General features: G+C 35.9%; 16 protein-coding genes. 7 read left to right on the forward strand and 9 right to left on the reverse strand.

The genetic code is table 11. From position 1 onward, the window contains the following. Position 1: 1 nt before the first annotated feature. The 4 genes from T367_RS0106055 to T367_RS23735 all read left to right on the forward strand — a co-directional run bounded on the left by T367_RS0106055 (position 2) and on the right by T367_RS23735 (position 4722). Entirely contained in the window at positions 2–1129 is a 1128-nt protein-coding gene (locus T367_RS0106055) for a glycosyltransferase family 4 protein (protein WP_027419035.1), read from the forward strand. A 128-nt stretch (positions 1130–1257) separates the two neighbouring features. Beyond that, on the forward strand, positions 1258–2478 hold the full coding sequence (locus T367_RS21585) for a DUF1972 domain-containing protein (protein ID WP_035842798.1): 1221 nt from the start codon (positions 1258–1260) through the stop codon (positions 2476–2478). A gap of 2 nt (positions 2479–2480) precedes the next feature. After that, positions 2481–3632: a glycosyltransferase family 4 protein gene (locus tag T367_RS0106065; RefSeq protein ID WP_027419036.1), complete on the forward strand. Its 1152-nt coding sequence runs from the start codon at positions 2481–2483 to the stop codon at positions 3630–3632. A gap of 67 nt (positions 3633–3699) precedes the next feature. Further along, on the forward strand, positions 3700–4722 hold the full coding sequence (locus tag T367_RS23735) for an energy transducer TonB (protein WP_051568392.1): 1023 nt from the start codon (positions 3700–3702) through the stop codon (positions 4720–4722). Between the two features lie 13 nt (positions 4723–4735). Here the strand turns inward: T367_RS23735 and T367_RS0106075 are convergent, their stop codons facing one another. The 3 genes from T367_RS0106075 to T367_RS0106085 form a co-directional block, all read right to left on the reverse strand. Then, the gene (locus tag T367_RS0106075; protein ID WP_027419037.1) at positions 4736–5251 is read right to left on the reverse strand and encodes a GNAT family N-acetyltransferase; all 516 of its coding nucleotides are present in this window, start codon (positions 5249–5251) and stop codon (positions 4736–4738) included. A 62-nt stretch (positions 5252–5313) separates the two neighbouring features. Continuing rightward, entirely contained in the window at positions 5314–6282 is a 969-nt protein-coding gene (locus tag T367_RS0106080; RefSeq protein WP_027419038.1) for a formylglycine-generating enzyme family protein, read from the reverse strand. Positions 6283–6352: 70 nt separating this feature from the next. Then, a complete protein-coding gene (locus tag T367_RS0106085; RefSeq protein WP_027419039.1) occupies positions 6353–7171 on the reverse strand; it encodes a universal stress protein in 819 nt (272 codons plus the stop codon). 212 nt (positions 7172–7383) lie between these two features. Between T367_RS0106085 and T367_RS0106090 the strand changes: the two genes are divergently transcribed. Further along, positions 7384–8484 (forward strand): glycosyl hydrolase 53 family protein, encoded by a 1101-nt coding sequence (locus tag T367_RS0106090; RefSeq protein ID WP_051568393.1) that lies wholly within the window; start codon positions 7384–7386, stop codon positions 8482–8484. Between the two features lie 302 nt (positions 8485–8786). Then, positions 8787–10652 (forward strand): LamG-like jellyroll fold domain-containing protein, encoded by a 1866-nt coding sequence (locus tag T367_RS0106095; RefSeq protein ID WP_027419041.1) that lies wholly within the window; start codon positions 8787–8789, stop codon positions 10650–10652. A gap of 160 nt (positions 10653–10812) precedes the next feature. Here T367_RS0106095 and T367_RS0106100 read toward each other — a convergent pair whose 3' ends face one another. Beyond that, positions 10813–11697 carry a DUF6268 family outer membrane beta-barrel protein gene (locus T367_RS0106100; RefSeq protein ID WP_027419042.1) on the reverse strand — a complete coding sequence of 295 codons (885 nt, stop codon included), beginning with the start codon at positions 11695–11697 and terminating at the stop codon, positions 10813–10815. A 222-nt stretch (positions 11698–11919) separates the two neighbouring features. Here T367_RS0106100 and T367_RS0106105 point away from each other — a divergent pair, with 222 nt between their 5' ends. After that, a complete protein-coding gene (locus T367_RS0106105; protein ID WP_027419043.1) occupies positions 11920–12318 on the forward strand; it encodes a hypothetical protein in 399 nt (132 codons plus the stop codon). A 210-nt stretch (positions 12319–12528) separates the two neighbouring features. Here the strand turns inward: T367_RS0106105 and T367_RS0106110 are convergent, their stop codons facing one another. The 5 genes from T367_RS0106110 to T367_RS0106130 form a co-directional block, all read right to left on the reverse strand. Then, on the reverse strand, positions 12529–14472 hold the full coding sequence (locus T367_RS0106110) for a SpoIIE family protein phosphatase (protein ID WP_027419044.1): 1944 nt from the start codon (positions 14470–14472) through the stop codon (positions 12529–12531). Between the two features lie 200 nt (positions 14473–14672). After that, positions 14673–18089, reverse strand: a complete 3417-nt coding sequence (locus T367_RS0106115) for a T9SS type B sorting domain-containing protein (RefSeq protein WP_084274327.1) — start codon at positions 18087–18089, stop codon at positions 14673–14675. 29 nt (positions 18090–18118) lie between these two features. Next, on the reverse strand, positions 18119–21436 hold the full coding sequence (locus T367_RS0106120; protein ID WP_027419046.1) for a PKD domain-containing protein: 3318 nt from the start codon (positions 21434–21436) through the stop codon (positions 18119–18121). A 66-nt stretch (positions 21437–21502) separates the two neighbouring features. Further along, a complete protein-coding gene (locus T367_RS25660) occupies positions 21503–24883 on the reverse strand; it encodes a T9SS type B sorting domain-containing protein (protein WP_027419047.1) in 3381 nt (1126 codons plus the stop codon). 143 nt (positions 24884–25026) lie between these two features. Next, entirely contained in the window at positions 25027–25233 is a 207-nt protein-coding gene (locus tag T367_RS0106130; protein WP_027419048.1) for a hypothetical protein, read from the reverse strand. Positions 25234–25235 lie beyond the last annotated feature (2 nt).

The following is a 25235-nucleotide window of genomic DNA, read 5'->3' on the forward strand; positions in this document are numbered from 1 at the left end:
TATGAAAAACTTAGCGGTATTCCATCCAAGTACTGAATTGTATGGTGCAGACAGAATTCTTGTCATTGCATTAAAAGCAATGGTCAATTTTAAACCTATAATTTATTTGCCTTCTCACGGTCCTTTGATCGATTTAATTCGTGAAGAATTACCTTCAGCTGAAGTGAAAATTATAAAGGACTTGCCAATCATAAGTCGTGGAATATTTAATCCAAAAGGTTTGGTAGGATTTGGTAGGTCTTATAGGGTATTTAAGAAACTTATAAAGCAAGAAAATAAAGTCTATAATTTCCAGCAAGTTTATGTCAATACATTGGCTTGTTCATTAATGCTGCCAACTTTAAGTCGATTGAAGGTGCCTGTTTTTACGCACGTTCATGAAATTCTAGAGGATCCAAAAATAATTGCAAAACTAACCGCCAAAATGGTGTTTAAATACAGTCATACGGTGATCAGTGTTTCTAAAGCGGTGCGTGATAATTTAAATCGATTGGTTAAACATCAAAAGGCGAAAAGCTGTATCGTTCATAACGGAATTCCAGCCATGCCCGGAGAGAAAAACAAATCAGCAAATGAAGATTTGTCTTTTTATTTGTTTGGCAGAATCAAACCCGAAAAAGGTCAATGGTATCTACTCGAAGCGCTAAAGCAAATTCCAAAAGCTGAATTGAAAGGGGTTACATTCAATTTTGTAGGTGATGTTTTAAGTGGTCGTGAAGATTTAAAAAGTGATTTATTATCGAAAATTGAGGCTTATGGTTTGAAAGATGCTATTGTGCTGCATGGTTTTATGAACGATATTCAAGATGAAATGAAAAAAGCCGATATCTGTTTAATTCCTTCTTTAATGAAGGATCCTTTTCCAACCACTGTTTTGGAAGCAATGTCTGCAGCAAAAACTGTAATCGCATCTGATACTGGTGGAGCAAAAGAAGCAATTTCACATGGTGAGAATGGATTTATAATACCCGCAAATGATCCAACTGTATTTGCAGAAGTTATTCGTGCCCTAATCAATAATAAAGAGCTTATTCCTAATGTTGGTGAGCAAGCCAAAAAAGCTTTCAATAATCGCTTTACAATCGAACATTTTAATGGTAGATGGCGGAATGCAATTCCTGAATGTTAGTCGTCCCAAATTGGGATTTACATCCCAGTTTAAGACTTTTGTTTTTATATAAGGTTGTCTAGAGCGCTGTTTATCAGTGCTTTTTTATTTGTGGCAAGACTTTGGTAAATAAGAATGAAAACGCAGACATGAAAAACGCAAAAAAACGAATCGCAATTATTGGAACAACAGGTGTTCCTGCTCGATATGGTGGTTTTGAGACTTTAGCACATCATTTGGTGTTAAATCTTGGCGAAACTTACGATATGCATGTATATGCAAGTACAAAATTGTACGCCAAAGAAGAACGTGTTAAGCATTGGAATAAAGCACGCGTGCATTATGTTCCTTTGAATGCGAATGGTGTGTCCAGTATTCCTTATGATATATTGTCGATGGCGCATGCGATTTTGTATGCTGATTATATTGTCATTTTAGGTGTTTCAGGAGGTTTATTTGTCCCTTTTATCAAATGGTTTACAAAGAAAAAAGTTGTTGTGAATATTGATGGGCTAGAATGGAGAAGGAATAAATGGAGCAGGTTTGCGAAGTGGTTTTTGAAATGGTCTGAAAAAGTCGCTGTAAAATATTCGGATGCCGACATAACGGACAACGAATCTATTAAGGTATATACAGCAAAAAATTATAAAACGGCAAGTCATTTAATCGCTTATGGTGCAGATCATACATCGAGACAAGAATTAACGGAAAAGGAATATGTGAAATATCCCTTTATCAAAGAACCTTATGCTTTTAAAGTGGCGCGAATTGAACCGGAGAATAATCTGGATTTAATTTTAAATGCCTTTTCTAAAATACCGCATAAGCAATTGGTGATTGTGGGCAATTGGAAGAATAGTGATTACGGTAAAAATCTTAAAAATTTATTTGAAAAATACAAGAATATCCACTTGTTAGATCCAATTTATAATCAAAAAGAACTGGATCAGTTGCGCTCGAATTGTAATGTTTATGTGCATGGCCACAGTGCCGGAGGAACAAATCCTTCGTTGGTGGAAGCCATGTATCTGAAATTACCAGTCTTGGCTTTTAATGTTTCTTTTAATAAAGCAACAATGAAACAAGAAGGTCTGTTTTTTAGAAATGAAAAGGAACTGATTGATTTGATGCAAAATACTTCAGCTGATGCTTATGCTGAAATCGCTGATAAATTATATAAAATTGCAATGGTGAATTATACTTGGCATCACATTAGTCAAAGGTATGCTGGTATTATAGAGTCTTTTGATTTTGCCTACGAGAAGCCGAATTTACAAAATGAGATGCCTATCGAATATCCTGAATTGTTAGAGAGAGGATATGCGCATCTCGACAGATCAAAATTGTTTTATGAATCCTCTAATTCGTAACCATGGAAAATTTGAACGTCATCTATTTGTTAATTCCAGGAGTATTAGTCTCCTCATTGCTGCTGGCTTTTTGGTTCTATCCTAAGTATATCGCCTTTTTGAAAGTTAGAAATCTTATGGATATTCCAGATTTTAGAAAGCATCACATAGCTCCAATTCCATCTTCTGGAGGACTTGTTTTCGGTTTGTTGTCATTGATTGGAGCCTACTTTTTAATGCAACATTCAAGTCTTGTAATTCCCTATTTGTGTAGTTTAGTTTTGTTGATGATTGGATTTATTGATGACAGAAAAGACTTAACTGCGAAGACTAAATTTTTATTTCAAATCATCGCAGCGGTCTTAACCATCAACTATATTGGTGTTGTGCCAGTGTTTTCAGATGCTAGTTTTATAGGCAACTATATGATCACTTTCTTTTTTATAATTGGTTTTACGAATGCTTTTAATCTAATAGATGGCGTTGATGGTTTAGCAGGAACTTTTGCAGTATTCGTTTTGGTCATCTTTGTGGCGATATTAGCAATAGGTAGTGACTTTAATACATTGTTGTATGTCTTGTCATTGTTGGGAGGTGTGTTGGCTTTTTTGAAGTTTAACCTTAAAAATGCAAAGATATTCATGGGGGATACAGGTTCACTTTTCTTAGGATTTACAATTGCATTTTTATCTTTACATATAGTACAAAGCAAATCTATTTTCAAAGCAATGGGAATGGATACCGAGTTTATCGTACTCATTATTGCAGCACTTCTTTTATTGCCTGTATTGGATACGTTGCGGGTAATGTTTAAACGTATTACTCATAAAAAATCCCCTTTTCAAGCAGATCGGACTCATCTTCATCATATATTAGGAAACTGTGGTTTTAACTCTGTTAAAATAGCATTGACTTTTGTGAGCTTGTCTGCACTGTTTTTGATTTTAACTTTTACACTGATTCAATTGGAGTTTACGTTTGTCAATGTCTTAATCATGCTCATTATTGCAGCCATAGTTTGTTATGGGGTGATTTTTAATCATTATATAAAAGTACATGCCAATAGAGTTGCTGCTTATTATGATGAAGTCCTTGAGGTTAATGAAAACAAAACCTATCGTTTAATGGAGTTGAATAAACAAATGAGCTTGGGTGTTTTGAAAAAGTCTTCTTAATCCTACGATTTCTATGTTGCTCTATATGTAATTGGATAGTGAAAGAATACCAACTATCTTTGTCTCCATGAAAAATTTTCTTATACTCTTTTTAATCCTGCTAATTCCTCATTTTGTTCAAGCTGCCAAGTCGGATACGACTGTAAAGTATACCGATTATTACGGCGAAAAAACAAGTAAGCGGAAAGCAAGTCGGATGGTTAGAACAGTTCGCCACACAGACGGATCATTTTGGATGGAAAAATCAAAAATGGATGGGAAAATATTGTTGAGTGGTACTTATTTATCGGATAAAATGGAGATTAAAAATGGCTATTTTGTTGAATTTGATTCGTATCAAGGAGAGTTTTCAAGAGGATATTATGAGAATAACTATAAAGTTGGTGTTTGGGAAACGCAACCCGAATGGGGGAAAGTAACTGTGAAGGGCAGTTATACAAAAGGTTTGAAAGATGGACTTTGGGAATATTGGGAAAGTTATGGCGCTTTAATTAAGCGTTGTAATTATTCGGAAGATACATTGAACGGTTCTTATGAACTATGGGAGAACAAGCGCAAAACTGAATCAGGTTCATTTCTTTTAGGTAAAGAAGATGGCGCTTGGAAAGGATGGCATTTGAATGGTGAATTGGCTTACGAAGGTAGTTTTAGCAATGGCAGTCGTTCGGGTGAATGGACTTATTATTACGAAAACGGCAATCGTTCAGCTAATCATATTTATAAGGGAGAGAATGAACCGCAATCAACTTGGTGGGATGAAGCTGGGAATGAAAAAGAATTTGATGGAATAGAATTTCAAGATCCTGTTTATCCCGGAGGAGAACGGGCGATGTTTACTTTTATCCGCGATAATGTACAATATCCATCAAAGGCAAGGGAAGCAGGTGAACAAGGAATGGTTTATGTGGAATTTGTTGTGCAACGAAGTGGAAAGATATCGGATGCCAAAGTAATAAAAGGTGTTTCAGAGTCTATTGACAAGGAAGCGATAAGGGTAGTGAATAAAATGCCGAATTGGGAACCAGGTATTTCTAAAGGTCAAACTGTAAGGGTACGTTTTACAATGCCGTTGAGTTTTCGTTTGGGCTAAGTGTCGATCTCAGTTAAAAAGCCAAATAATATTGCCAGTTCGGATTTGAATGGGTTTCGGAGACTTTGAAATTATGGTCGCCAACAACAACGAATCCTAATTTTTCGTAAAAATTAATGGCGCGTTTATTTTCAATCCATGTAAATAACCAAATGCCTTTTTGTTGATTCGCCTTTGCCAATTCGCAATTAAAATTGAATAAGGAAAGACCTAGTTTTTGCCCGTGGAATTTTTCAAGAATATAGATTCGCTCTAACTTTGTGATTTTGTCATCCGACACCGCAGCAATAGGTTGATTGAAAATGATTTTAGAAAATCCAGCCAATTCCTCATTAATAAATAGTAAGTGATAATTGTTTTTTAGATCAGCTAATTCCTCTTCAAATTTTGCAATTGTATAGTGGTTGCTGAGGTAGTTTTTAATGTCGCTTTCAGGTGCGCTATGACCGTGCGATTCTATAAAGGTTTTCTTTGCAAGCGCTGTTAAAGCTTGTATGTCTTGACTTTTGGGCTTTGCTATGCGAATCATTCTTGATGTTTATACTGCAAACATAAGTAGTATTAAATGATTTATAGACTGTCCAAAGCGGGTTAATATTCTATGACTTCCATTATGTATCTAAAACCAATATTATTGGCGCCTTTATTCACGTCGGTATAATATTGTGAAATGCTGTTTTGTAAATAGTACCCCGGATCTTTCCAACTACCACCATGCGTAATTCCGGGTTCTGCAACCATTTCAGCGACATTGCCTGCCATATTGTACAAACCAAATCCATTAGGGTAATAACTTTTACTTGGTGCTGTTAAATCTGAAGCATCGTTTAAAACGCCACGCACACCATTGAATCCGCCTGGATGTGTGCGGTAAATATAAACTTCTTCAAATGCTCCAAACTCATTTTTTTGGAATAAGGTATCACGGTAAATATTTTCTGGTGAGAAAGTGATGCAATTGGCTTTGAAATCCCCGTCTGCAGTTGTTAAAAAATCACTTTCCCAAGGGAAAATCGAATTGTCCTTTCCGCCATTGGCAGCATATATCCACTCATCTTCGGTTGGTAATCGATAAAGTACTTTTTTGAAAATTTTGTCAGTATTATTATTGATTATTTCTGTTAACCAAGCACAATAAGCTTTCGCCTGATTATAGGTTACGCCAACAACAGGATAATTGTAATAAGCCGGATGATTGGAATAGAGGTTCACCATAGGCTCCATATATGTGTTTTTAGTTCGCCAAACTGTCGAATCAGGCATGTATGCACTGTATTTAGCAGTGTCTCGTTCTTTATAATAATGAAGGAATTCGCGGTAATCTATATTGGTGACCTCTCTATTTAACATGAAATAGTTATCGATTTCAACCAGCTCAGTTTCTCCTGCTTCTATGTTTTTAGTCAAAGTGCCTGCCGGAATCTTTACGTAAATATCATTCTTCAAGAATTTTTTCTCTAGCTTTTCAGCTGTCTTTGATAATTCTTTAACAGGGGCTTGCGCGGATAATTGTAGTGGTAAAACAAATATTAAACCACTGTAAAGTAGTCGTCTAAGCATAAATAGGATTTTGGTTAATGCTATAATGCTTGAGATTTATTTGGTTACAAAAGTTGGATCTTTAATCTTCTTACCCCTTTAATGCTAGCAAAGGCAAATGTGTTTTCTCTACAAGGTTTTTAGTAGTGCTTTTCATAAATAAGCGTTGAAAAAGTGAGTGATTATGAGGACTCGTGATAATTAAATCCATATCATTTTGCTCTGCAAATTCTAATATTTGATTATCAATACTTGCTTCATTACTCGCTTTTTCGATAATATCGATTTGTAACGATTGATCAATATTTTGTAAATCATATTTTAATGCTTCCATTAATTCTGCAGGAAGTTGATTTTTGAGTTGGATATTAATCAGTGTGATTTTTACATCATTTAGATTGATGTTTTGAATAAATTTCAGCAATGAATCTTTTGTTTTGGCAATATTCGAATCAATGCCAATTAATATGTTTTTTGGATTCTTTATTGGTGTAACAACAGGTACAACAAGGACTGGGATTTTACTGTATTCAATAATTTCTTTGGTGCTACTTCCTAATACTTCTTCATATATATTGCTCGATCCATTCGCACCCAAACTGATAACATCAATCTTTTTTAATTGTGTAAATCGATCAATTACCGCAACTAATGATCCCGGTAAAGCACTCGAATTTATGACTAATCCTGGGTTTTTTTTGATCAAAGATGCTTTCAATTCGTTTAAAGCATCTTCATGATAATCATCTACATCGCTAATAAAATCTCGACTGAAAGTAGCACCTGCTCGTTTTATTTCAAGAGCATTTAATAAATCATATTCTACATGCTCAGTCCCAAATAATTGTATAATATATTGAATGGCTTTATTTGCGCCATATGAAAAATCTGTTGTTAAAACTACATTCATCTTTTCTTACTTTAAAGTTTAATATAAAGTTAGGTTATTTCTTATAGATCAACTTTATGGAAATCATTTCTCAGCATGATTTTTATCAGTTCTCCTACCTTAAAGCCGCTTCAATTTTTATTAAAGTACTTCAGTGTAAAGAGGTTGGAATTACTAATTGAGTTGTTTTTTAAGGATGAAAATGGTATTTTGTGACTAAATCGTTAAAAATCATGATAATAATAGAGAATTTTAAAGGAAAACAAGTTTTCATAATATTTGCAATGGTCTTATTGTTGACTGCTTGTAAAAAGGATAGTCCAGAGGAGGTTATAGATGAGCGAAACTTTAAAATGGGGTTTACAGCTTGGCCTTATGGACCTACAGTGGAGGCAGTAAATGATACTTACGATTTTATCTTCGCAAATGGAGATATTTATACCGAACATGTCGACGATAGAATTCCTTGGGATGAACTGATTGCAGGTACATTTTTACCGGAAGACTTTAGAGCCAATATTGAAGGAAAAGCGGCAAGACGACCAATTGATAAGCATATGCTTTTATCCGTTAGTATTTTGAATTCGGCAAGGGATGATATTCAAGTTGGGATGGATAATGAATCACCCACTTATTCCGCTATGAATGATGTTCATATTGAAGATGCATATGTGGCATATCTGATATATTTAATTGATCAGTTTCGTCCTGATTATTTAGTCGCATCTATTGAATCGAACGATTTATTGCTTAATTCTCCCGATCTCTGGGATGATTTTAGAGCGCTTATGAATAATGTCAGGGTCCGCATAAAAAGTTTATACCCAAATATAAAAATTGCTGAATCAGTTACGTTACATAATTGGTATGAATCAAATCTAGCAGATCATGAAGGATATATTACCCAGGTGGATGCTTTGGTCGCGCAAATGGACTTTGCTGCTATTAGTTTTTATCCATTTTTTATAGGGATGAGTAAGCAAAAGGATTTTCAAAAGGCGTTCGACTTTCTGCATAAACACACAGCTAAACCAATCGCTTTTGTAGAAACGTGTCATATAGCGAACGATTTGGAGGTGGCTGCTTTAAGTTTGTCTATAGAAAGTGATCCGGAAGAGCAGGCTGCGTATCTAGAGACTTTATTGGTCAATGCTAATAATCATGATTATGAATTTATTATTTGGTGGGCACATCGCGATTTTGATGCTTTATGGGAAACTTTTCCTGATGATATTAAAGATTTAGGTAAGATTTGGCGTGATACTGGTCTCTTAAATGAAGATGGTGTTGAAAGACCAGCAAAAGAAGTGTGGTCGGCAATTTATGGATCATAGTTTTTAGAGTGTATAGTTTCTAATTCCCAGTCTTGAGTTTTTATGATTATAGTTTGTGGAAGGTCCATGAATCTAATCGTGTTTTTTATGTAATCATAAATGGCGAAATGAAACCTTAAGGAGTATAAGATTTTTAGTTTTATTTGATGCTAAAAAATGAATAAAATTATTTAGCATTAGCTATCCGTTTCTGTCAATCATCAGATATAAAGTTTATAATATTTCATATTGCTTTATTTATGTTAAAATAATTTCTAAATCGTTTTAAATGGTTAGTTTTAAGCTACCAAACTTTATTAATTATGAAAAAAATTATTTTATTTTATTCCTTTTTGTTGGCTTTCCCTGTGCTTTTTGCACAGAATGGAATCGATATAGATGGAGACAATGATCGTATTAATTGTGGAAATGATGCTACTGTCGGAATTACAGGGACAAGTCTAACACTTGAAGCGTGGATAAAGCCTAGGGCTTGGAGAGCAGAAGTGTGGCGTGGAGGAATCATAGTAAAAGAGGACGATGATGTGAATCATGGCTATATGATTCGTTGTGGAGACGATGGAAAATTGAACGTGAATATTGGTTCAGGAGCTTGGAATGAGTTGACAACAGATGCTGGCACATTAGTCTTGGGTGAATGGCAACATGTTGCTGCGACATACGATGGTGCGAAATTACGATTGTATGTGAATGGTATACCTGTTGATTCTTCAAATGTTACCGTAGATATTGCCGGTACTGATAATAATCTAGTAATCGGCAATTGGCATTATCCCGACGTTGATCGTGCTTTTGATGGAAGTATTGATGAGGTGCGTATTTGGAATATTGTGAGGTCAAAGGCGGAAATAAATGCAATGATGAACAATGAATTCTGTGTGATTCCTGAAGGTCTGATGGCTTATTATAAACTGAACGAAGGTGTGGGCGGAGCAGATAATGCTGGTGTTGTGATTGCCGAAGATGCAAGTGGGAATGGCAATGATGGTGACCTTTTATTTTTTGACTTGACTGGTGAAAGTTCGAATTGGGTTGATGGAGCAGGAATAGGTGGTCCTGCTATAGCGAGTATAATTTCTGTGAGTACATGTGAGGATGAATACTCAGTTCCGAGTGGTGATGAATCGTATGCAGATGTTGGAAGGTATGTTGTGACTGATACTTTAGCTTCTGAAGAGGGTTGTGATAGTATATTATTTATTCACCTAACTAAAGGGGCTGAAACAACGAGTACTGTCGAAAGAGAAAGATGCGCTTCTTATACTGTTCCAAGTGGTGATGAAACTTACACCGATATTGGGACATATGATGTATTGGATACATTGGTAAATACTTTCGGTTGTGACAGTGTGATAACTATAAATTTAACGATTTTTGGTCCAAGTTATAGTGAGTTTTCAGTCGAAGAATGTGGAAGTTATAGTGTTCCGAGTAGAGATGTGACTTATACAGAAGTAGGATCTTATGTCGTTAATGATACAATTAGAAACTTTAGAGGATGTGATAGTATTTTGACAATTAATTTAACAATTCTACCGATCTCTTCAAGTACCATTACAATTGAGACATGTAACGCGTATGTTGTTCCGAGTGGAGACGAAATTTATACCGAATTGGGCGAATACACAATCGAAGATATTATTCCAAATCATGTTGGTTGTGATAGTGTAATTACAATAAACTTAACGCTGTTCGAACAAGATGTGACGGTTAACCAGGATGGAACAATCTTGACGGCTAACGCAGAAGATGTTTCTTACCAATGGGTAACATGTCCTGATTTTGACATTATTATTGATGCAAACGATAGAGAATTCATTGCGGATGAAAATGGGAGCTATGCCGTAATCATTACAAATGGTGATTGCCGTGATACTTCTGATTGTAAAAGTGTTGTAAATGCAGGGATTGACAAAAATACATTGGTGAATAGTTTTAATTTATATCCTAATCCAACGAAAGGACAGTTCATAATTGAACGAACGCAAAACTTGAATGGTGTTTTATTAAATGTGACAGATGTAAATGGACGTAAAGTATTAGCAAATGTTGAAACTACAAGTAATCAATTTATTGTTGATCTGGATGCACCTGTCGGTGTTTATTTTGTAAATATCGTTTCAGATCGAGAGACTGCAGTGTTTAGACTGGTAAAAGTAAGTGAGTGACAATATTATATTTGATAAAATAATGGTGTGGTTGTTTTCAGTCACACCATTTTTTATGATCCCTATTCCAATGCGAATCAAAACGATTATTTAGCATTAACGGGCTCAAGTAATTGTTTCCGCGCTAATATATATCATTTAACATCTTTTCGTCTTTCTCCTATTTCAACGGTAATCTATAAATGAAACGAGCTTCTAAAGACAATCCGTTTTCAAATCTTGATGTAGCACCTGTTCTTTGATCTCCGAAATTAACTGGTCCTACTTTAAAATTCATTTGCTCATCACCTTCATAGGTTCTGTATTTTCTCAATATTGAATAACCAGCTTTTACATGGAACCATATGTTTTTACCGATGTTTTTCTCAGCGAAAAACCATAGATTATTGTCTGCTTTGTCAATATAATTATTCCGCTTTGTTCGGTATGATGCATTAACCCCATCGAATCTAAGTCCAGTAATAAATGTTGTATTCGGCTTATACGACAATTCGAAATTTAAAGGAATCACTAATTTTAATCTCCATTTCTCATTCATTTTCCAGTTGAATCCGAATAAAGGAACGAACATTGGACCGAAAAATTCGGCATTGTAGTACATCCCATATTTCCAATCAAAATTTGAAGTGCGTGCTGTTGTTCCTAAAACTAAACCTCCTTGTTGTAATTGATTGATAGAGAAGTTTCCGAAATCCGAATTAAGTCTTGTAAATGACATTAACAATACTTTGGATTTTGTATTCCATCTATGTTCATATCCAATTTGTAAAGCTGTTGAACTAAAATTTTCAGCATATAATTCTCTATTCGTTGATTGCAAAGTTGTCTGTTGGTATTCTGTCCCGAAAATTAAAATATTTTTATCGTCTAAAACAATTGGCAATTTAAAATCAATTGCTACCATATTCATAAATATTTGCTCTTTAGAATTCTCTATTTTATTAGCTGGTGAAGTTCTCCAATATACATTCGCCAAGTCAATAGAGTTTTGAGCGAAACCATTTGTAAAAATAAATCCTATAATAACGATTAATAAAGTTTTCATAATCTTTTTGTTTGATGTAAAAGTAGATCATGATCAGAGGGTTTAGGAATTGAAAAGAGCGCGCTTGCGAAGGGATTTGCGATTTTCGCAAATGGCTGATGAATTTTTAAATCGTATGAACGACAATGTTTAAAGATAGAAGGAAATAGGATTTAGATTTTTTAACAAATATTTAAATTTTCGTTCTTTTTATTTTAAGTAAATTTGCAAAAAACAAAACTTATGAAAAATAAATTATTTTTAATCCTTCCATTTGCATTGATTTTAATCGTTGCAGCTTGTAATAAAGATCAAAAAGCCGTTAAAACTTTAGATGGTTCATGGGAGCTAGTAAAAGTTGATGGAGAAGCTATAGAAGCTGAAGATGAAGTGACTTATACTTTTGATAATTGTAAATTAAGAAAAGAAGAGTATTGTAATGTTACAATGACTGATGCTGAATCAACGATTACTGAAGAATATAAGATTGAAGACGATGGCGAAACTTTAGTTATTAAAACTGATTTTGAAGGTGCATCATTCGAATTGTCAAGTAAAATTCTTGATTTAACCGATACAGATTTAAAACTTGAAATAAATTTATTTGGATCTCCAACAATTTCTGAGTTTAAGAAAATATAATTATTTAGATTTAACAGAAAAGCCCCATTGGTCAATTGATCGATGGGGCTTTTTGTTTTGTGTCAATTCATTGAATCATTATTTTAGAAACTTCTTTGCGGTATCTGATGTAAATTTGGTAAAACTAAAATTGTCGAATTGGGTTTAAAATTCTAAACCAAGAGACATTCGAATTTTGAGGAAAAATATATCTAAATTAAACCTAGGGGATTAAAACTGTAGTCCGATCATGCAAATGTCGTCGACTTGTTCATTTTGTCCTTTCCACAATTCGTGCGTTTCTTGTATAATAATACCTTGTTCTTTTATTGTTTTTTGATGATTAGAATGAAGTAGCTGTTTAGTATATCTGTGTTTAAATTTTTTATTGTTTGGTCCACCGAATTGGTCCGCGTATCCATCTGTAAAGAGATAGAATTGATCGTCTTTTTCAATGTTAAATCGGTGTAAATGAAAATTATTTTTTGCGCTAGTGATGTGTCCACCTATAGGTGATCTATCTCCTTTTATCTCGGTGATTTGATTGTTCCGGATCATAATTAATGGGCGTTGGGCACCACTGAAATTTAATTCTTTAGTCTTATAATCTATACTGATTAATGCAATGTCCATTCCATCATTTAACCTGATTTTTGTTGGGTAATTGTGTTGGTTATTATCGCTTTGGCTTAAAGCATTTGACATTTCGGTATCTAAGAATTGTAGAATTTCATTCGGCTCAACCATCTTTTTTACATTCACTGCATGGTTTAAAAAGTTGTTGCCGATTATACTCATAAATGCACCAGGAACACCGTGTCCAGTGCAATCACAAACTGCTATAAATACCTTTTGTTGAGCCTGTTTTACCCAATAGAAATCTCCTGACACGATATCTTTAGGTTTATATAGAATAAAGTGTTTCGGTAATAATTCATCAAGCGCAATTGGTTTTGGTAAAATGGTGTCTTGGATTTTACGAGCATAACGAATACTTGCTAGAATATCTTTGTTTTTTTGCTTGATTTCGGATTGTTTAGATTCGATTGCTGCTTTTTGAGTAAGTATTTTTTTTGCCCGCTCTTTCACTTTGGTTTTGTAGTTGCTAAAATGGATGACAATCTCATCTTCTAATAGTTTTAAGTTCTTTGCCAATTGAGCAATTTCATCTTGTCCTTTAAAGTCATTGTAATTAGCGGTTATTTTATAATTCGATTCAACAAAACTTTTGACATTCTGTGATAGCTTTTTAATTCCTTTTGTAAGGGTGCTAGACAGTTTAAAACTGACTGCAATAATGAATATAAAATAGAGTGTTATTCCTAATACAAATTGACTGCGTAAATTGACAAGGAGCATATTTTGTTCAGCTGTAGCAAGTGTTTGTATTTGCTGTAAACTCTTTTGAATGACCTTTCCTGTTTTATCTATTTTTGTCAATAAGCCGCCATTTTTAAGACGGATTGCTCCTTCTAATTTTACCAACGAATCGAAATAGGTGAGATACATTTTTAAAGTGGTAAGAGAATGGGTTTCTTTATTCGTATTAATGGTCGAATTTGTATTTATTTTATTGAAAATTCGTTGGTATTGTTGTTCGAATTTTGTTTTATATTTTAATTCTTTTCTTAAAATAAAATCTTTCTCATGTCTTCTTAGTGTTAGAATGTCTGCGGGTTCAACTATTTCTTTGTATTCTGTTTCCATTTGATGGGCAAACCATCGCATTTTACCTTCGATACCGTAGTCTTCAAATCCCCGGTTTAAGGTTAATATGACCAACGAGTCCATTTCTACCTGGAATTTTGAAATGTAGGATTTCAGTTTTTTAACTAATATTTCATCGTTTTCGTGCGTTAAATATTTGCGGTGAATTGAGAAATTATGAAGCTTTTGCGAAAAATTATTGATAGCTTTTTTAGAACTGTCTATATAATGACTCCGGCCACTTATAAAGAATTCAGGATTAATTCTTTCATAAAGTAAAAAGTCAGATTTAAATTGTAACGCGTCATGGAAATAATTACTGATTGTATTTAGTTGGGTAGATAAAACGTCAATTGAATCCTTCTTTTTTTCATAGACAATAAAAGCGAAAATTAATATAAATCCTAGAACAACAAGCGATAACATTGATAGCAGGATTTTACCTTTTATCGTCAATTTTTTTAGCATACATCTTTTAAATATTAGATGTAAAAGTAAAGTCGAATCAACGTTATGTGTGTTAAGCGAATATTAATTGATTCACTAATTTTTTAAGAACAATTTGTTAACCTAACTAAGTGTTTTCTGCTCAGTGATTTGCTGAGGGAGCAAATAATGTTCGAATTAAATATTTATTCGGATATAAAGTAATTCTATGTTCGTTTTGTCTATTCTCTACCCGAACTTACAATGGTGACATTGCCTTGGCCTTCGAATTTGTCTCCGTTGTCAGCAATCGCGATATAGGTGTAAAAATACACGCCATCCGTGCACATTTCACCTTTGTAATCAAGTCCATCCCATTGTCCTCTGATGTCACTTATTTCAGCAACTTGCACGCCCCATCTATTCACAATTATACAATTGAATTCGTCAATTCCCTTTGCGAAATGTTCGAAAGTAAAATGGTCGTTCTCACCGCCACCATTTGGCGTAAATACGTTAATAGGTGTAAATACAGGTGGTTCAAAAATTGTGACGGTTTTACAGACTGTATCACGGCATCCATTCTTGTTCATCGCTATCAGGCAAGCATTTATATGATAAGATTCTCCTAATTCTTGGTACATCGTGTCGAACTTTTCAAAATAATCATGACTGATCATCCAATCTTCTTCAATTGAACGGTCTAAATCCCAGAAGAAAGTTGTGTCAGCTAATGGATTATTAGGATTCGAAAAATATTGAGAAGTATTTGTGAATTCAACTGCTACTGGAGCAGTTCCTTCACAATCATCATTCAAATCAGTTGATTGCATCGTAAACGAGGCAATTGGATTAACTGAGTCAACATAAACAGTTTTTGTTAAAATGCAACCACCTGCATCAGTAATTCGTATGGTGTGTTCACCAGGATTCCGGCCACCCCATGTCGAATTATTAGATGTTGTTCCATCATAATCATACGTCCATTCATAAATGTAATTCGGACGACCACCTGCGGCAGCCGCATAGACAGAACCATTTCCGCTTTGATAATTGTACAATCTACAATAAGCAGTATCTGATCCCCATTCGGTGAAATAGAATAGAGGAGGATCCACTAGAGTGATGTCTGCTGTTTGAATACAACCTTTTGAGTCTGTAACAGTGACTGTGTAATCTCCTGCTTTCATCCAATAAGATGAATCGGCATCCAGACCTTCAATTCCAGCCGGATTTGGATCCCAATGGTATGATATCGGATTGTTTAAACTTTTATTGGTTACAGAATCAATGACCACATAGCCTGAATCACCTAGGCATGGCGGGTTGGCATAATGCAATAGAATATCAAGTTCTACCGGACCATATAAAGTGACAGTGTCAGATTGGTTGCAACCACCTCGATTATATAAATCAATATAATAGGTTCCTGGGCCAAGGCCTTCAAGTAAGTTTGGACCGTCACTTAATATATTCCTGTCTTCGTCTGAAATGACAATTCTAAAAAGATCGATATTTACATCTGTTGTAACTTCTATTGATCCATTTGTGAAACCATAACATTGTGGATCGGCAATGATTGTTGTTATTTCAGGAACATCAAAGATGTTAACCATATAGCTGTAATTGTCTTCACAACCAGCATTACTAATTACTTTTAAAACGAATAGTTTAAGGCCTGGTTCGTCGAATATTTTACGCGGATGTAATTCATCCGAGAATGTGCCATCACCAAAGTCCCATTCGAATGATTCTATATACTGCGGATCAGCAATAGTAGACAAGTTAGTAAAGTAAATCGTGTCGTTAATACAAGCATCTAAAAGACCATCGTTGGAGGATAGTCCACCAACTTCGAATTCGAATAAAGCATCTGGAGCAGGTAAAACTGTAACGATGTAATGTGCGGTGTCACCTGCACAATGACCAACGCCATCTAAAATATATAAGAACTCGAATGTTCCCTCGAGAGTTATGGCATTTAATACACCGGTTGAATCGTTAAACCTTCCGGAGGATGTGATTTCTTCATATCGCCCTTTGTTGTTGTCGTCAGGTTGAAGGAGCATGTGTAAATCGTATATGGCGCCTAAACCAGAACAAACTTCAATAGAAGAGTCTCTGCCCGCGGCATTATCTATTATAAAATAAAATTCTAATAATTCATAAGCATAACATCCTGTTACAGTATCTCTACAGAGCATCCAAACTTCATCACCCGGATAGACAACTGGGCCGTCAAAAGCTGGTTCCATTTGCCAAGCAGAATCCGGTTCTTCCGTTAAATAAACACATTCCATATGCTCACTTCCATAATCATCGTACACAACGAAAGTGTCTAAACTAAATTCATCGCAAATTGGACCTGGATCCTCTATAACCAATAAGAAACCGCCATATGGAAACACCTTTATTGCTTTTTTTATTGGAGTAGTTAAACATTCAGTAAGAGGAGTTCCTTCCACAGTTACCCAATCAAATGGATAGGTAACAGGGTGTTGAGGCATTAACCAAGATGTGTCATTGTCATAATCAACATTCCATTCCCAACTATAATCATCAACTCCAGGACCGGTAATATTGAATTGCATTAGATTTCCATAGCATCCGTCAAGCGTGAGGTATTCAAGACAGTTTACTTCTCCACCTGCACCAAAATAAGAATCATATTCGATATAATATAAACTTGATAATGAAGCGTCAACTTTTGATTCGTCGAGTACGATTGAATAAGTAAAATTGATTGTTTCACCCGCTGATAAAAGCGCTTCTTTATAGGCTAAAGAAATGGCAAAATCACCGGTTTGAATATCGCCAACATCACTATTTAATCCTGTACCATTCCATATGTCAGAACCACTTCGATTTGAAAAACCACCATGGCTTACACGGAAATTCTCACCATAACTTCCTATGCCAACATACGAATCCCAAGGTGTTGTTTGTTCGGCCGAAACCAATGCTTTTAAGCAGTCTTCGTCAGGTTGTGCAACAATGGTGTTTTTTGTATTAAAGTTTCTCGATAAGGCTTCGTTATTATCGGCATCTAAATTTCTATAATAATAAAAGTCCTCAATATCACTTCCAGATTCGTTTGTAATGGTGATTTCTGTTGTGTAATATAATGGGTCATATTCGGGACCATCAAACGTTACTTGATCAATAATTAAGTGGTATTTTATATTTATAGCAACGCCAGCAACTTTGCCTTCCCATTCAACCGTGATACACGAATCGACTTTAGTGTGGGTAATGCTTGTGCCTGGTCGTTTTGGAATTTGCTGTAGATGCGTTACAAGTGTTAAATGATTCCAAGCATTATTACTATAATTTCTTCCATTGATCTCCATTCCAAATCCATTCTCCGGTGTGCCGGAGGTGAAAAAATCTCCATCAAAAGTAGCCCAGTCATTAATTTGAGGATTTGCAACAAAACCATATTTTACATCTGTAACCCCGCCTCTTGAATGGTTTCCAGGCCAATCAATTGCTCCTTCATGACCAGCTTCCCCGTCAATACCAACTTCAACATATTCACCAATCATATATGCATTTCCAGCGACAATTTGACTCTGAACGTTGGGAATAATCAAGCAGCAAATTAGCACCGATATATTGCGTGCGTTTTTAATATTTGCTATGAGTATTTGCTTGATCATTTTTATTTTGAAAGGGTTTTATAAATGTACTATTTTCTTCCGGAATTTACAATTGTAACATTGCCTTGACCTTCGAATTTGGTGCCGTTGTCTGCAATGGCTACATAGGTGTAAAAATAGACTCCATCTGTACATAACATGCCACGGTAATCTAGTCCATCCCAATATCCTCGAATGTCATTTATTTCTCCAACTTGAATGCCCCATCTATTCACAATTATACAATTGAATTGGTCGATTCCTTTAGAGAAATGTTCGAAAGTAAAATAATCGTTTTCACCGCCACCGTTCGGCGTAAATACATTGATGGGGGTAAATATTGGTGGTTCAAAAATAGTGATGGTTTTACAGACTGTATCACGGCATCCATTCTTATTCATCGCAATCAAACAAGCGGTCACGTTGTAGGATTCTCCGTTTGCTTCATAGATTGTATCGAATTTTTCGTAAAAATCATGTGTAATTATCCAATCTTCTTCAATGCCACGGTCTAAGTCCCAAAAGAAAGTTGTGTCAGCAATTGGGTTATTAGGATTGGCATAATATTGGGAGGTATTGGTGAATTCAACCTCTATTGGTGCTGTTCCTTCGCAATCTTCATTCAAATCAGTTGAATACATTGTGAAAGATGCTATTGGGTTTACAGAGTCAACATGGATTACTTTTGTTAAAACACAACCACCAGCATCAGTAACTCGTATGGTATGATTTCCAGGGTTCCTGCCACCCCATGTAGAATTATTAGATATTGTTCCATCATAATCATAAGTCCATTCATAATGGTAATTCGGTATGCCTCCGGCAGCGGCTGCATACACAATACCATTCCCGCTTTGATAGTTATACAATCTACAATAAGCTGTGTCCCATCCCCATTCAGTGAAGTAGAAGAGAGGTGGGTCGACTAGTTTAAAATCTTTTGAAATTGTACAACCTTTGGCATCGGTTGCGATTACAGAATAATCGCCTGCCTTCATCCAATAAGAAGAATCAGCACCTAAACCACCAATACCAGCAGGATTTGGAATCCATTCGTAGGTGATTGGATTGTTCAAACTTTCGTAACTAACAGAATCAATTACTACATAACCTGAGTCTCCCAAGCATTTAGGTTGACCGATATGGAATAGCATATCTAATTCATTTGGAGTTCTAAATAAAACCGAGTCGACATTATTGCAACCTGCGTCTTCGTTCAATTCAATATAATATTTGCCTGGACCTAAATTGTCCATGAAAACATTTCCATCATTAATGATTGTACCAAACTCATCCATTATTATGCAGTCAAATAGACTAATATCGATATCAGAGGTGACTAGAATACTTCCGTTAGTGTCTCCGAAACATTGTGGTTGCTCTATAATTGTTTCAATATTTGGTTTGCTATATATTTTTATGGATCGCACATACGCATGAGCGCAACCGTTTTCGCTGAAAACATAAAGGGTGACGGCAAAATTTCCAGCACCAGTAAATCGATGCCTCGGATTTTCTTCTGCGGAATTCGTCCCGTCGGCAAAATCCCAACTGTACCGATCGATGACTTGAGGAGGGTCAATATAGGAGGTGTTGAAAAAATCAACGGTATCATTAATACATGCCTCTAATACACTATCAAGGGATGATAAACCATTCACTTCGTAATAAAATCTTGCATTTGGTGATGGTACGAGTGTTATTGTGAAAAGAGCAGTATCGTTTGGACATGGTGCTTTTCCGTCAACAATATAATAAAATCTGTATTCACCAAGTAAGCCTGTTCCACTGAAAATTCCTGTGCTATCATTCAGTGTACCACCTATATCCAAAGCTTCATATCTCCCATAAAGATTTGCGGTATCACCCAAAAGACCACTTAAGTCTACCATTGTTCCCGCTCCACTACAATAGGTTCCACTCGAATCAGGTCCTGCGCTGCCTTCACCTGTAAAATTTAACGTAATTTTTTTGAAACTATAACAACCTGTAAGTGTATCAGTACATGATATATAAACAATATCACCACTTCGAATAACTGTGTCTAAAAATGCGGGTTCGGTTTGATTTGCCTGCATTGGTTGTTCGGTTAATAATACACATGAGTTATTATCTCCATCTACATTTATAAACAAGCTGTCTAAATCCAGAAAACCACAGAGTTGTCCTGGATCGTCATAATCGATTGGTGGGCCAGCAGCCATTGCAACTCGAATTTCTACGACAATAGTTCCTGATAGACAATCGGAAATTGGAGTTCCAACTGCTGTGATATTTGTAGCGCCGGAAATGACGAATTCAGCTGAAGTCGAATCTGATTCTGAATCTTCCCAACTCCATTCATATTGATCAATAAAAGGTCCGTGTAAATATGCAGTTAACGATGATTCTGGACAGACAACAATTCCATAAGGTTCGTATATGCAGCCTCTATAAGCAGCCTCTCCTGATTCGTTTTCTGTTTCGTAAGACAAGTAGTACATACTCTTAAAAGCATCTTCAACAGCGTTTTCGTTGGTTACAACTACATAGTTGAAGTCTACTGTTTCTCCTGCTGCAATGTCTGTTTTATAAGCTATTGATATAGCAAAATCTCCGGTTTCTCTATCTCCAACATCTCCATTTAAACCCGTTGCATTCCAAATGTCAGATCCGCTTCTGTTTGCGAATCCACCGTGGCTTACTCTAAAGTTATCCTCCAATGAACCGAGCCCTAAGAAAGAATTCCATGGAGCGCTTTGTTGGGCAATAACTAATGATTTTATACAGTCTGGTCCTGGTTGTGAAATAATAGTATTTGTGGTGTTGAATTCGTCGGTTAGTGCATGGTTATTATCGGGATCGATATTTCTGTAATAATACACATCTCTTAAGGTTGATGGTCCAGTATTCTCTAATGAAATATGCATTTTGTAATAGCTATTACCCGTCTTCAATTGATAGCGGACAGTGATGATTACATTTTCGACGACTCCTTGCCATTCGACAATTCTACAACTAGCGTCTACCGTATGGGTTATGGTTGTTCCAGGTCGTTTTGGAATTTCTTGCATGTATGCCGATAATGTCGCAGGATTCCACGCATTGTTACTGTAGTTTCGTCCATTTATTTCTATGCCGAATCCGTTTTCGGGTGTTCCTGCTGTGAGATATTCACCATTGTAGTTGACCCATCCATCAGGAATTGGATTGGCAACAAAACCAAATGGTACATCCTCATTCCCGCCTCTCGAATTGTGGTCTGCCCAATCTGCGGTTCCCTCATGCCCAGCTTCACCGTGTACTGCTACTTCTGCGAATGTGCCAATTAAGTAAGCATTGTCATCTACAATTTGTGCGGTGAGGTTGGTTATGGAAAAACAGCACACTAAGATTATTAAAATCGACTTACAATTGAATTGATATTTCTTGTGATTTTCGGTCAATTTTTGAACTTATTTTCTTCCGGAGTTAATAATTGTAACATTCCCTTGTCCTTCGAACTTAGTTCCATTATCGGCAATTGCTAAATAGGTGTAGAAATAAACACCATCGGTACATTTAACGCCTCTATAATCAAGTCCATTCCAATGTCCTCGAATGTCATTAATTTCAGCTACTTGTACTCCCCATCTATTGACAATTATACAATTAAACTCATCAATGCCTTTCGAAAAATGTTCGAATGTGAAATAGTCGTTTTCGCCTCCGCCATCTGGAGAAAATACATTTATCGGTGTAAATATTGGTGGTTCAAAAATTGTTATCGTTTTACATGTCGTGTCTCGGCAACCATTTTTGTTCATTGCAATCAAGCATGCATTAACGGTATAAGATTCACCATTTGCTTCATAAATTGTATCGAATTTTTCGTAAAAATCATGTGTAATTATCCAATCTTCTTCAATTCCTCGGTCTAAATCCCAAAAGAAAGTTGTGTCAGAAATTGGGTTGTTAGGGTTGGCATAATATTGTGAGGTATTGGTGAATTCAACCTCTACTGGTGCTGTTCCTTCGCAATCTTCATTCAGATCCGTTGAATACATTGTGAATGATGCTATTGGGTTTACAGAGTCAACATAGATTACTTTTGTTAAAACACAACCGCCGGCATCTGTGACTCGAATGGTGTGGTTGCCTGGATTTCGACCGCCCCATGTTGTGTTGTTTGAGGTGGTACCATCATAATCATAAGTCCATTCATAGTGGTAATTCGGGACGCCTCCAGCTGCGGCAGCATAAACAATTCCGTTTCCACTTTGATAATTGTACAATCTACAATATGCTGTGTCCCATCCCCATTCGGTAAAGTAGAATGGTGGAGGATCAATTAATGTTATGTCCGCCGATTGTTTACAGCCTTTCGAATCTGTTATGGTGACCGTATAATCACCTGCTTTCATCCAATAGGACGAATCTGCTTCAAATCCTTCAATTCCAGCAGGGTTTGGTTCCCATTCGTAATAGATTGGGTTATTAAAACTTTGATTGGTTACAGAATCAATAACAACATAACCTGAATCGTTAGCACATGGTGGGTTAGCAAAATGTAGTAAAATATCAAGTTCAATGGGTTCGTATAAGGTAACAGTGTCGGAACCATTACAGCCTCTATCATGATAAAGATCAATATAATATGTTCCTGGACCTAAGCCTTCGAGTAAAGCTGGGCCGTCACTTAATATATTTCTGTCTTCGTCTGTAATGACGACTCTAAAGAATTCTATATTCACATCAGTTGTTACTTCAATCGATCCATTTGTGAACCCAAAACATTGCGGATCGGTGATTAATGGTGTGATTTTAGGAGAGTCAAATATTTTTATTGGCAATGAGTGATTATCGATACATCCATTGTCACTAACTACAACGAGGGATATTGAATGATTGGCGTCTTCTGTGTATAATTTCCAGGGGTGGAGTTCTTCCGAAAATTCGCCTTCACCCAAAGACCATTGGAAGGATTCGATATATTGCGGCGGGTCAACCCAGGAGAGGTTGGTAAAAAATACTGTATCGTTTATACAGGCACTTGCAATGCCATCGTTTGATGAGAGTCCAGCAACCTCATATTCAAATAAAGCGTTTGGGTTGGGGAGTACAGTTATGATGTAATGCGCTGTATCACTTGGGCAGTCACCGACGCCATCAACTATATATAAAAATTCGAAAGTCCCCTCAAGTGTGACGGCGTTAAAAATACCTGTCGAATCGTTTAGTTTTCCCGTACCGCTTAAATCGACGTATCTACCTTTTGAATTATCCGTATCAGAGAGTATAAAGTGTAAATTGTATATGGCACCAAAACCTCCACAAACTTCCATTATTGTATCTTTTCCTGCGGGATCAATACCAATAAAATTTAAGTCAATTAATTGTGTATAATAACATCCTGTAATCGTATCTCTGCATAAAAGCCAGACTTCATCGTCAGGATAAACAACTGGTCCAGGGAATAATGGTTCGACTTGGGTTGCAGAATCAGGTTCTTCTGTAAGAAAAATGCACGTAATGTCTGTTCCTCCGTTTACATCGTACATGACCAATGTGTCTAAACTGAATTCTTCACAAATTGGTCCTGGATCTTCTATTTGAATGATAGGACCTTCACTTAGTTCAATAAATATTTCTTTGGTAATAGAGCTTGAAAGACAAGGGGAAATTGGAACGCCTGTTACATAGATAGGACCACTTCCTTCTGGGTAGAATAATATAGATTCTCCTTCGTCACCAGTTGACCATGTCCAATTATATTCGTCGACTGCCGGTCCTTCAACGTTTAGTGTGATCGGAGCGCCTAAACAAGAAGTGACGATGATTCGTTCTAAACAATTTACTTCGCCACCACTTACAAATGGCGTTTCATAATTTACATAATATAAATTGGCTAATGAGGCATCAACCTGTGATGAAGCAAGTACGACAGCATAACTGAAATTTATCGTTTCCCCCGCACTTAATATCGCTTCTTTATAAGCCAAGGAAATAGCAAAGTCACCAGTTTCTATTAAGCCCACTGTACTGTTTAAACCAATGCCATTCCAAATGTCAGAACCGCTTCTATTTGAAAATCCGCCATGACTTACGCGGAAATTTTCACCATAACTACCAATACCAACATAAGAATCCCACGGTGTTGATTGTTCTGCTGAAACCAATGCTTTTAGGCATTCGTCATTGGGCTGTGCAATAATTGTGTTTGTTGTATTGAAGTTACCTGTTAAAGGCTCGTTATTGTCAGCATCTAAATTACGGTAGTAATAAAAATCGTTAATATCACTACCGGATTCGTTAGTAATGGTGATTTCTGTATTGTAATAAAGTTTATTTTTTACCAAATGATATTTCACATTTATTACAACGCCAGCTACCATGCCTTCCCACGAAACTGTTAAACACGAATCAACTTGCGAATGGGTTATGTTGGTGCCAGGTCGTTTGGGTATCTCTTGTAAATGCGTTGAAGTGGTATTATGATTCCAAGCATTGTTACTATAATTTCGCCCATTGATTTCAACACCGAATCCATTTTCTGGAGTACCTGCTGTAAAATAATCACCATTATAATTGACCCAACCGTCATCAGTTGGATTGGCAACAAATCCAAATATAACATCTGTTACGCCTCCTCTTGAATTATGATCAGGCCAATCTGCGGCGCCTTCATGTCCTGCGTCTCCGTCTATTCCGATTTCTACTTGTGCACCAATTAAATAAGCATCTCCGGCAACAACTTGACTATGAAGTGTGCTGGATATACAACAAAAAATTAACCATAAAAGTATAGTTGGCTGTCGTTGTGATCGTACCGAAATTCTATATAGAATTTTAGACATGATTATTTAATTTTCTCGCTAAGAGTTAGGTTTTCTAAACTTAAATGTAGTTAAAAATAAGTAGTATGAATACCTATTCTAGCTAACAGACGAAAATTAAGGCGGAAAAGTTGACGCAGCTATAGAATATTTAAGCTTTTATGTTAATGTTCGTGACAATGAACTTCATATGTGCTGTCTGTAGCGCTGTCATAGTAACCGTCATGTTCGATTGATTCTAGATCATCTTTACAGAATTCTCCTAACTCTATTTCCGACTCATTGAAATCATAATGGCATTCTGCACATTTTTTGCATGAAGCAAATGTTGTTAAAGCAATAATACTTGCAGTGTAAATTAAAGTTTTCATTT

The organism is Crocinitomix catalasitica ATCC 23190 (assembly GCF_000621625.1).
Classification (GTDB): domain Bacteria; phylum Bacteroidota; class Bacteroidia; order Flavobacteriales_D; family Crocinitomicaceae; genus Crocinitomix; species Crocinitomix catalasitica.

What these genes read in the sequence shown, in the direction of transcription:
- T367_RS0106105 (WP_027419043.1), top strand. Translation starts at nt 11,920, where the DNA reads ATGAAAAATAAATTATTTTTAATCCTTCCATTTGCATTGATTTTAATC.
- T367_RS0106095 (WP_027419041.1), top strand. Translation starts at nt 8,787, where the DNA reads ATGAAAAAAATTATTTTATTTTATTCCTTTTTGTTGGCTTTCCCTGTG.
- T367_RS0106110 (WP_027419044.1), bottom strand. Translation starts at nt 14,472, where the DNA reads ATGCTAAAAAAATTGACGATAAAAGGTAAAATCCTGCTATCAATGTTA.
- T367_RS0106085 (WP_027419039.1), bottom strand. Translation starts at nt 7,171, where the DNA reads ATGAATGTAGTTTTAACAACAGATTTTTCATATGGCGCAAATAAAGCC.
- T367_RS0106100 (WP_027419042.1), bottom strand. Translation starts at nt 11,697, where the DNA reads ATGAAAACTTTATTAATCGTTATTATAGGATTTATTTTTACAAATGGT.
- T367_RS0106090 (WP_051568393.1), top strand. Translation starts at nt 7,384, where the DNA reads ATGATAATAATAGAGAATTTTAAAGGAAAACAAGTTTTCATAATATTT.
- T367_RS0106075 (WP_027419037.1), bottom strand. Translation starts at nt 5,251, where the DNA reads ATGATTCGCATAGCAAAGCCCAAAAGTCAAGACATACAAGCTTTAACA.
- T367_RS0106065 (WP_027419036.1), top strand. Translation starts at nt 2,481, where the DNA reads ATGGAAAATTTGAACGTCATCTATTTGTTAATTCCAGGAGTATTAGTC.
- T367_RS0106130 (WP_027419048.1), bottom strand. Translation starts at nt 25,233, where the DNA reads ATGAAAACTTTAATTTACACTGCAAGTATTATTGCTTTAACAACATTT.
- T367_RS25660 (WP_027419047.1), bottom strand. Translation starts at nt 24,883, where the DNA reads ATGTCTAAAATTCTATATAGAATTTCGGTACGATCACAACGACAGCCA.
- T367_RS0106080 (WP_027419038.1), bottom strand. Translation starts at nt 6,282, where the DNA reads ATGCTTAGACGACTACTTTACAGTGGTTTAATATTTGTTTTACCACTA.
- T367_RS21585 (WP_035842798.1), top strand. Translation starts at nt 1,258, where the DNA reads ATGAAAAACGCAAAAAAACGAATCGCAATTATTGGAACAACAGGTGTT.
- T367_RS0106055 (WP_027419035.1), top strand. Translation starts at nt 2, where the DNA reads ATGAAAAACTTAGCGGTATTCCATCCAAGTACTGAATTGTATGGTGCA.
- T367_RS23735 (WP_051568392.1), top strand. Translation starts at nt 3,700, where the DNA reads ATGAAAAATTTTCTTATACTCTTTTTAATCCTGCTAATTCCTCATTTT.
- T367_RS0106115 (WP_084274327.1), bottom strand. Translation starts at nt 18,089, where the DNA reads ATGATCAAGCAAATACTCATAGCAAATATTAAAAACGCACGCAATATA.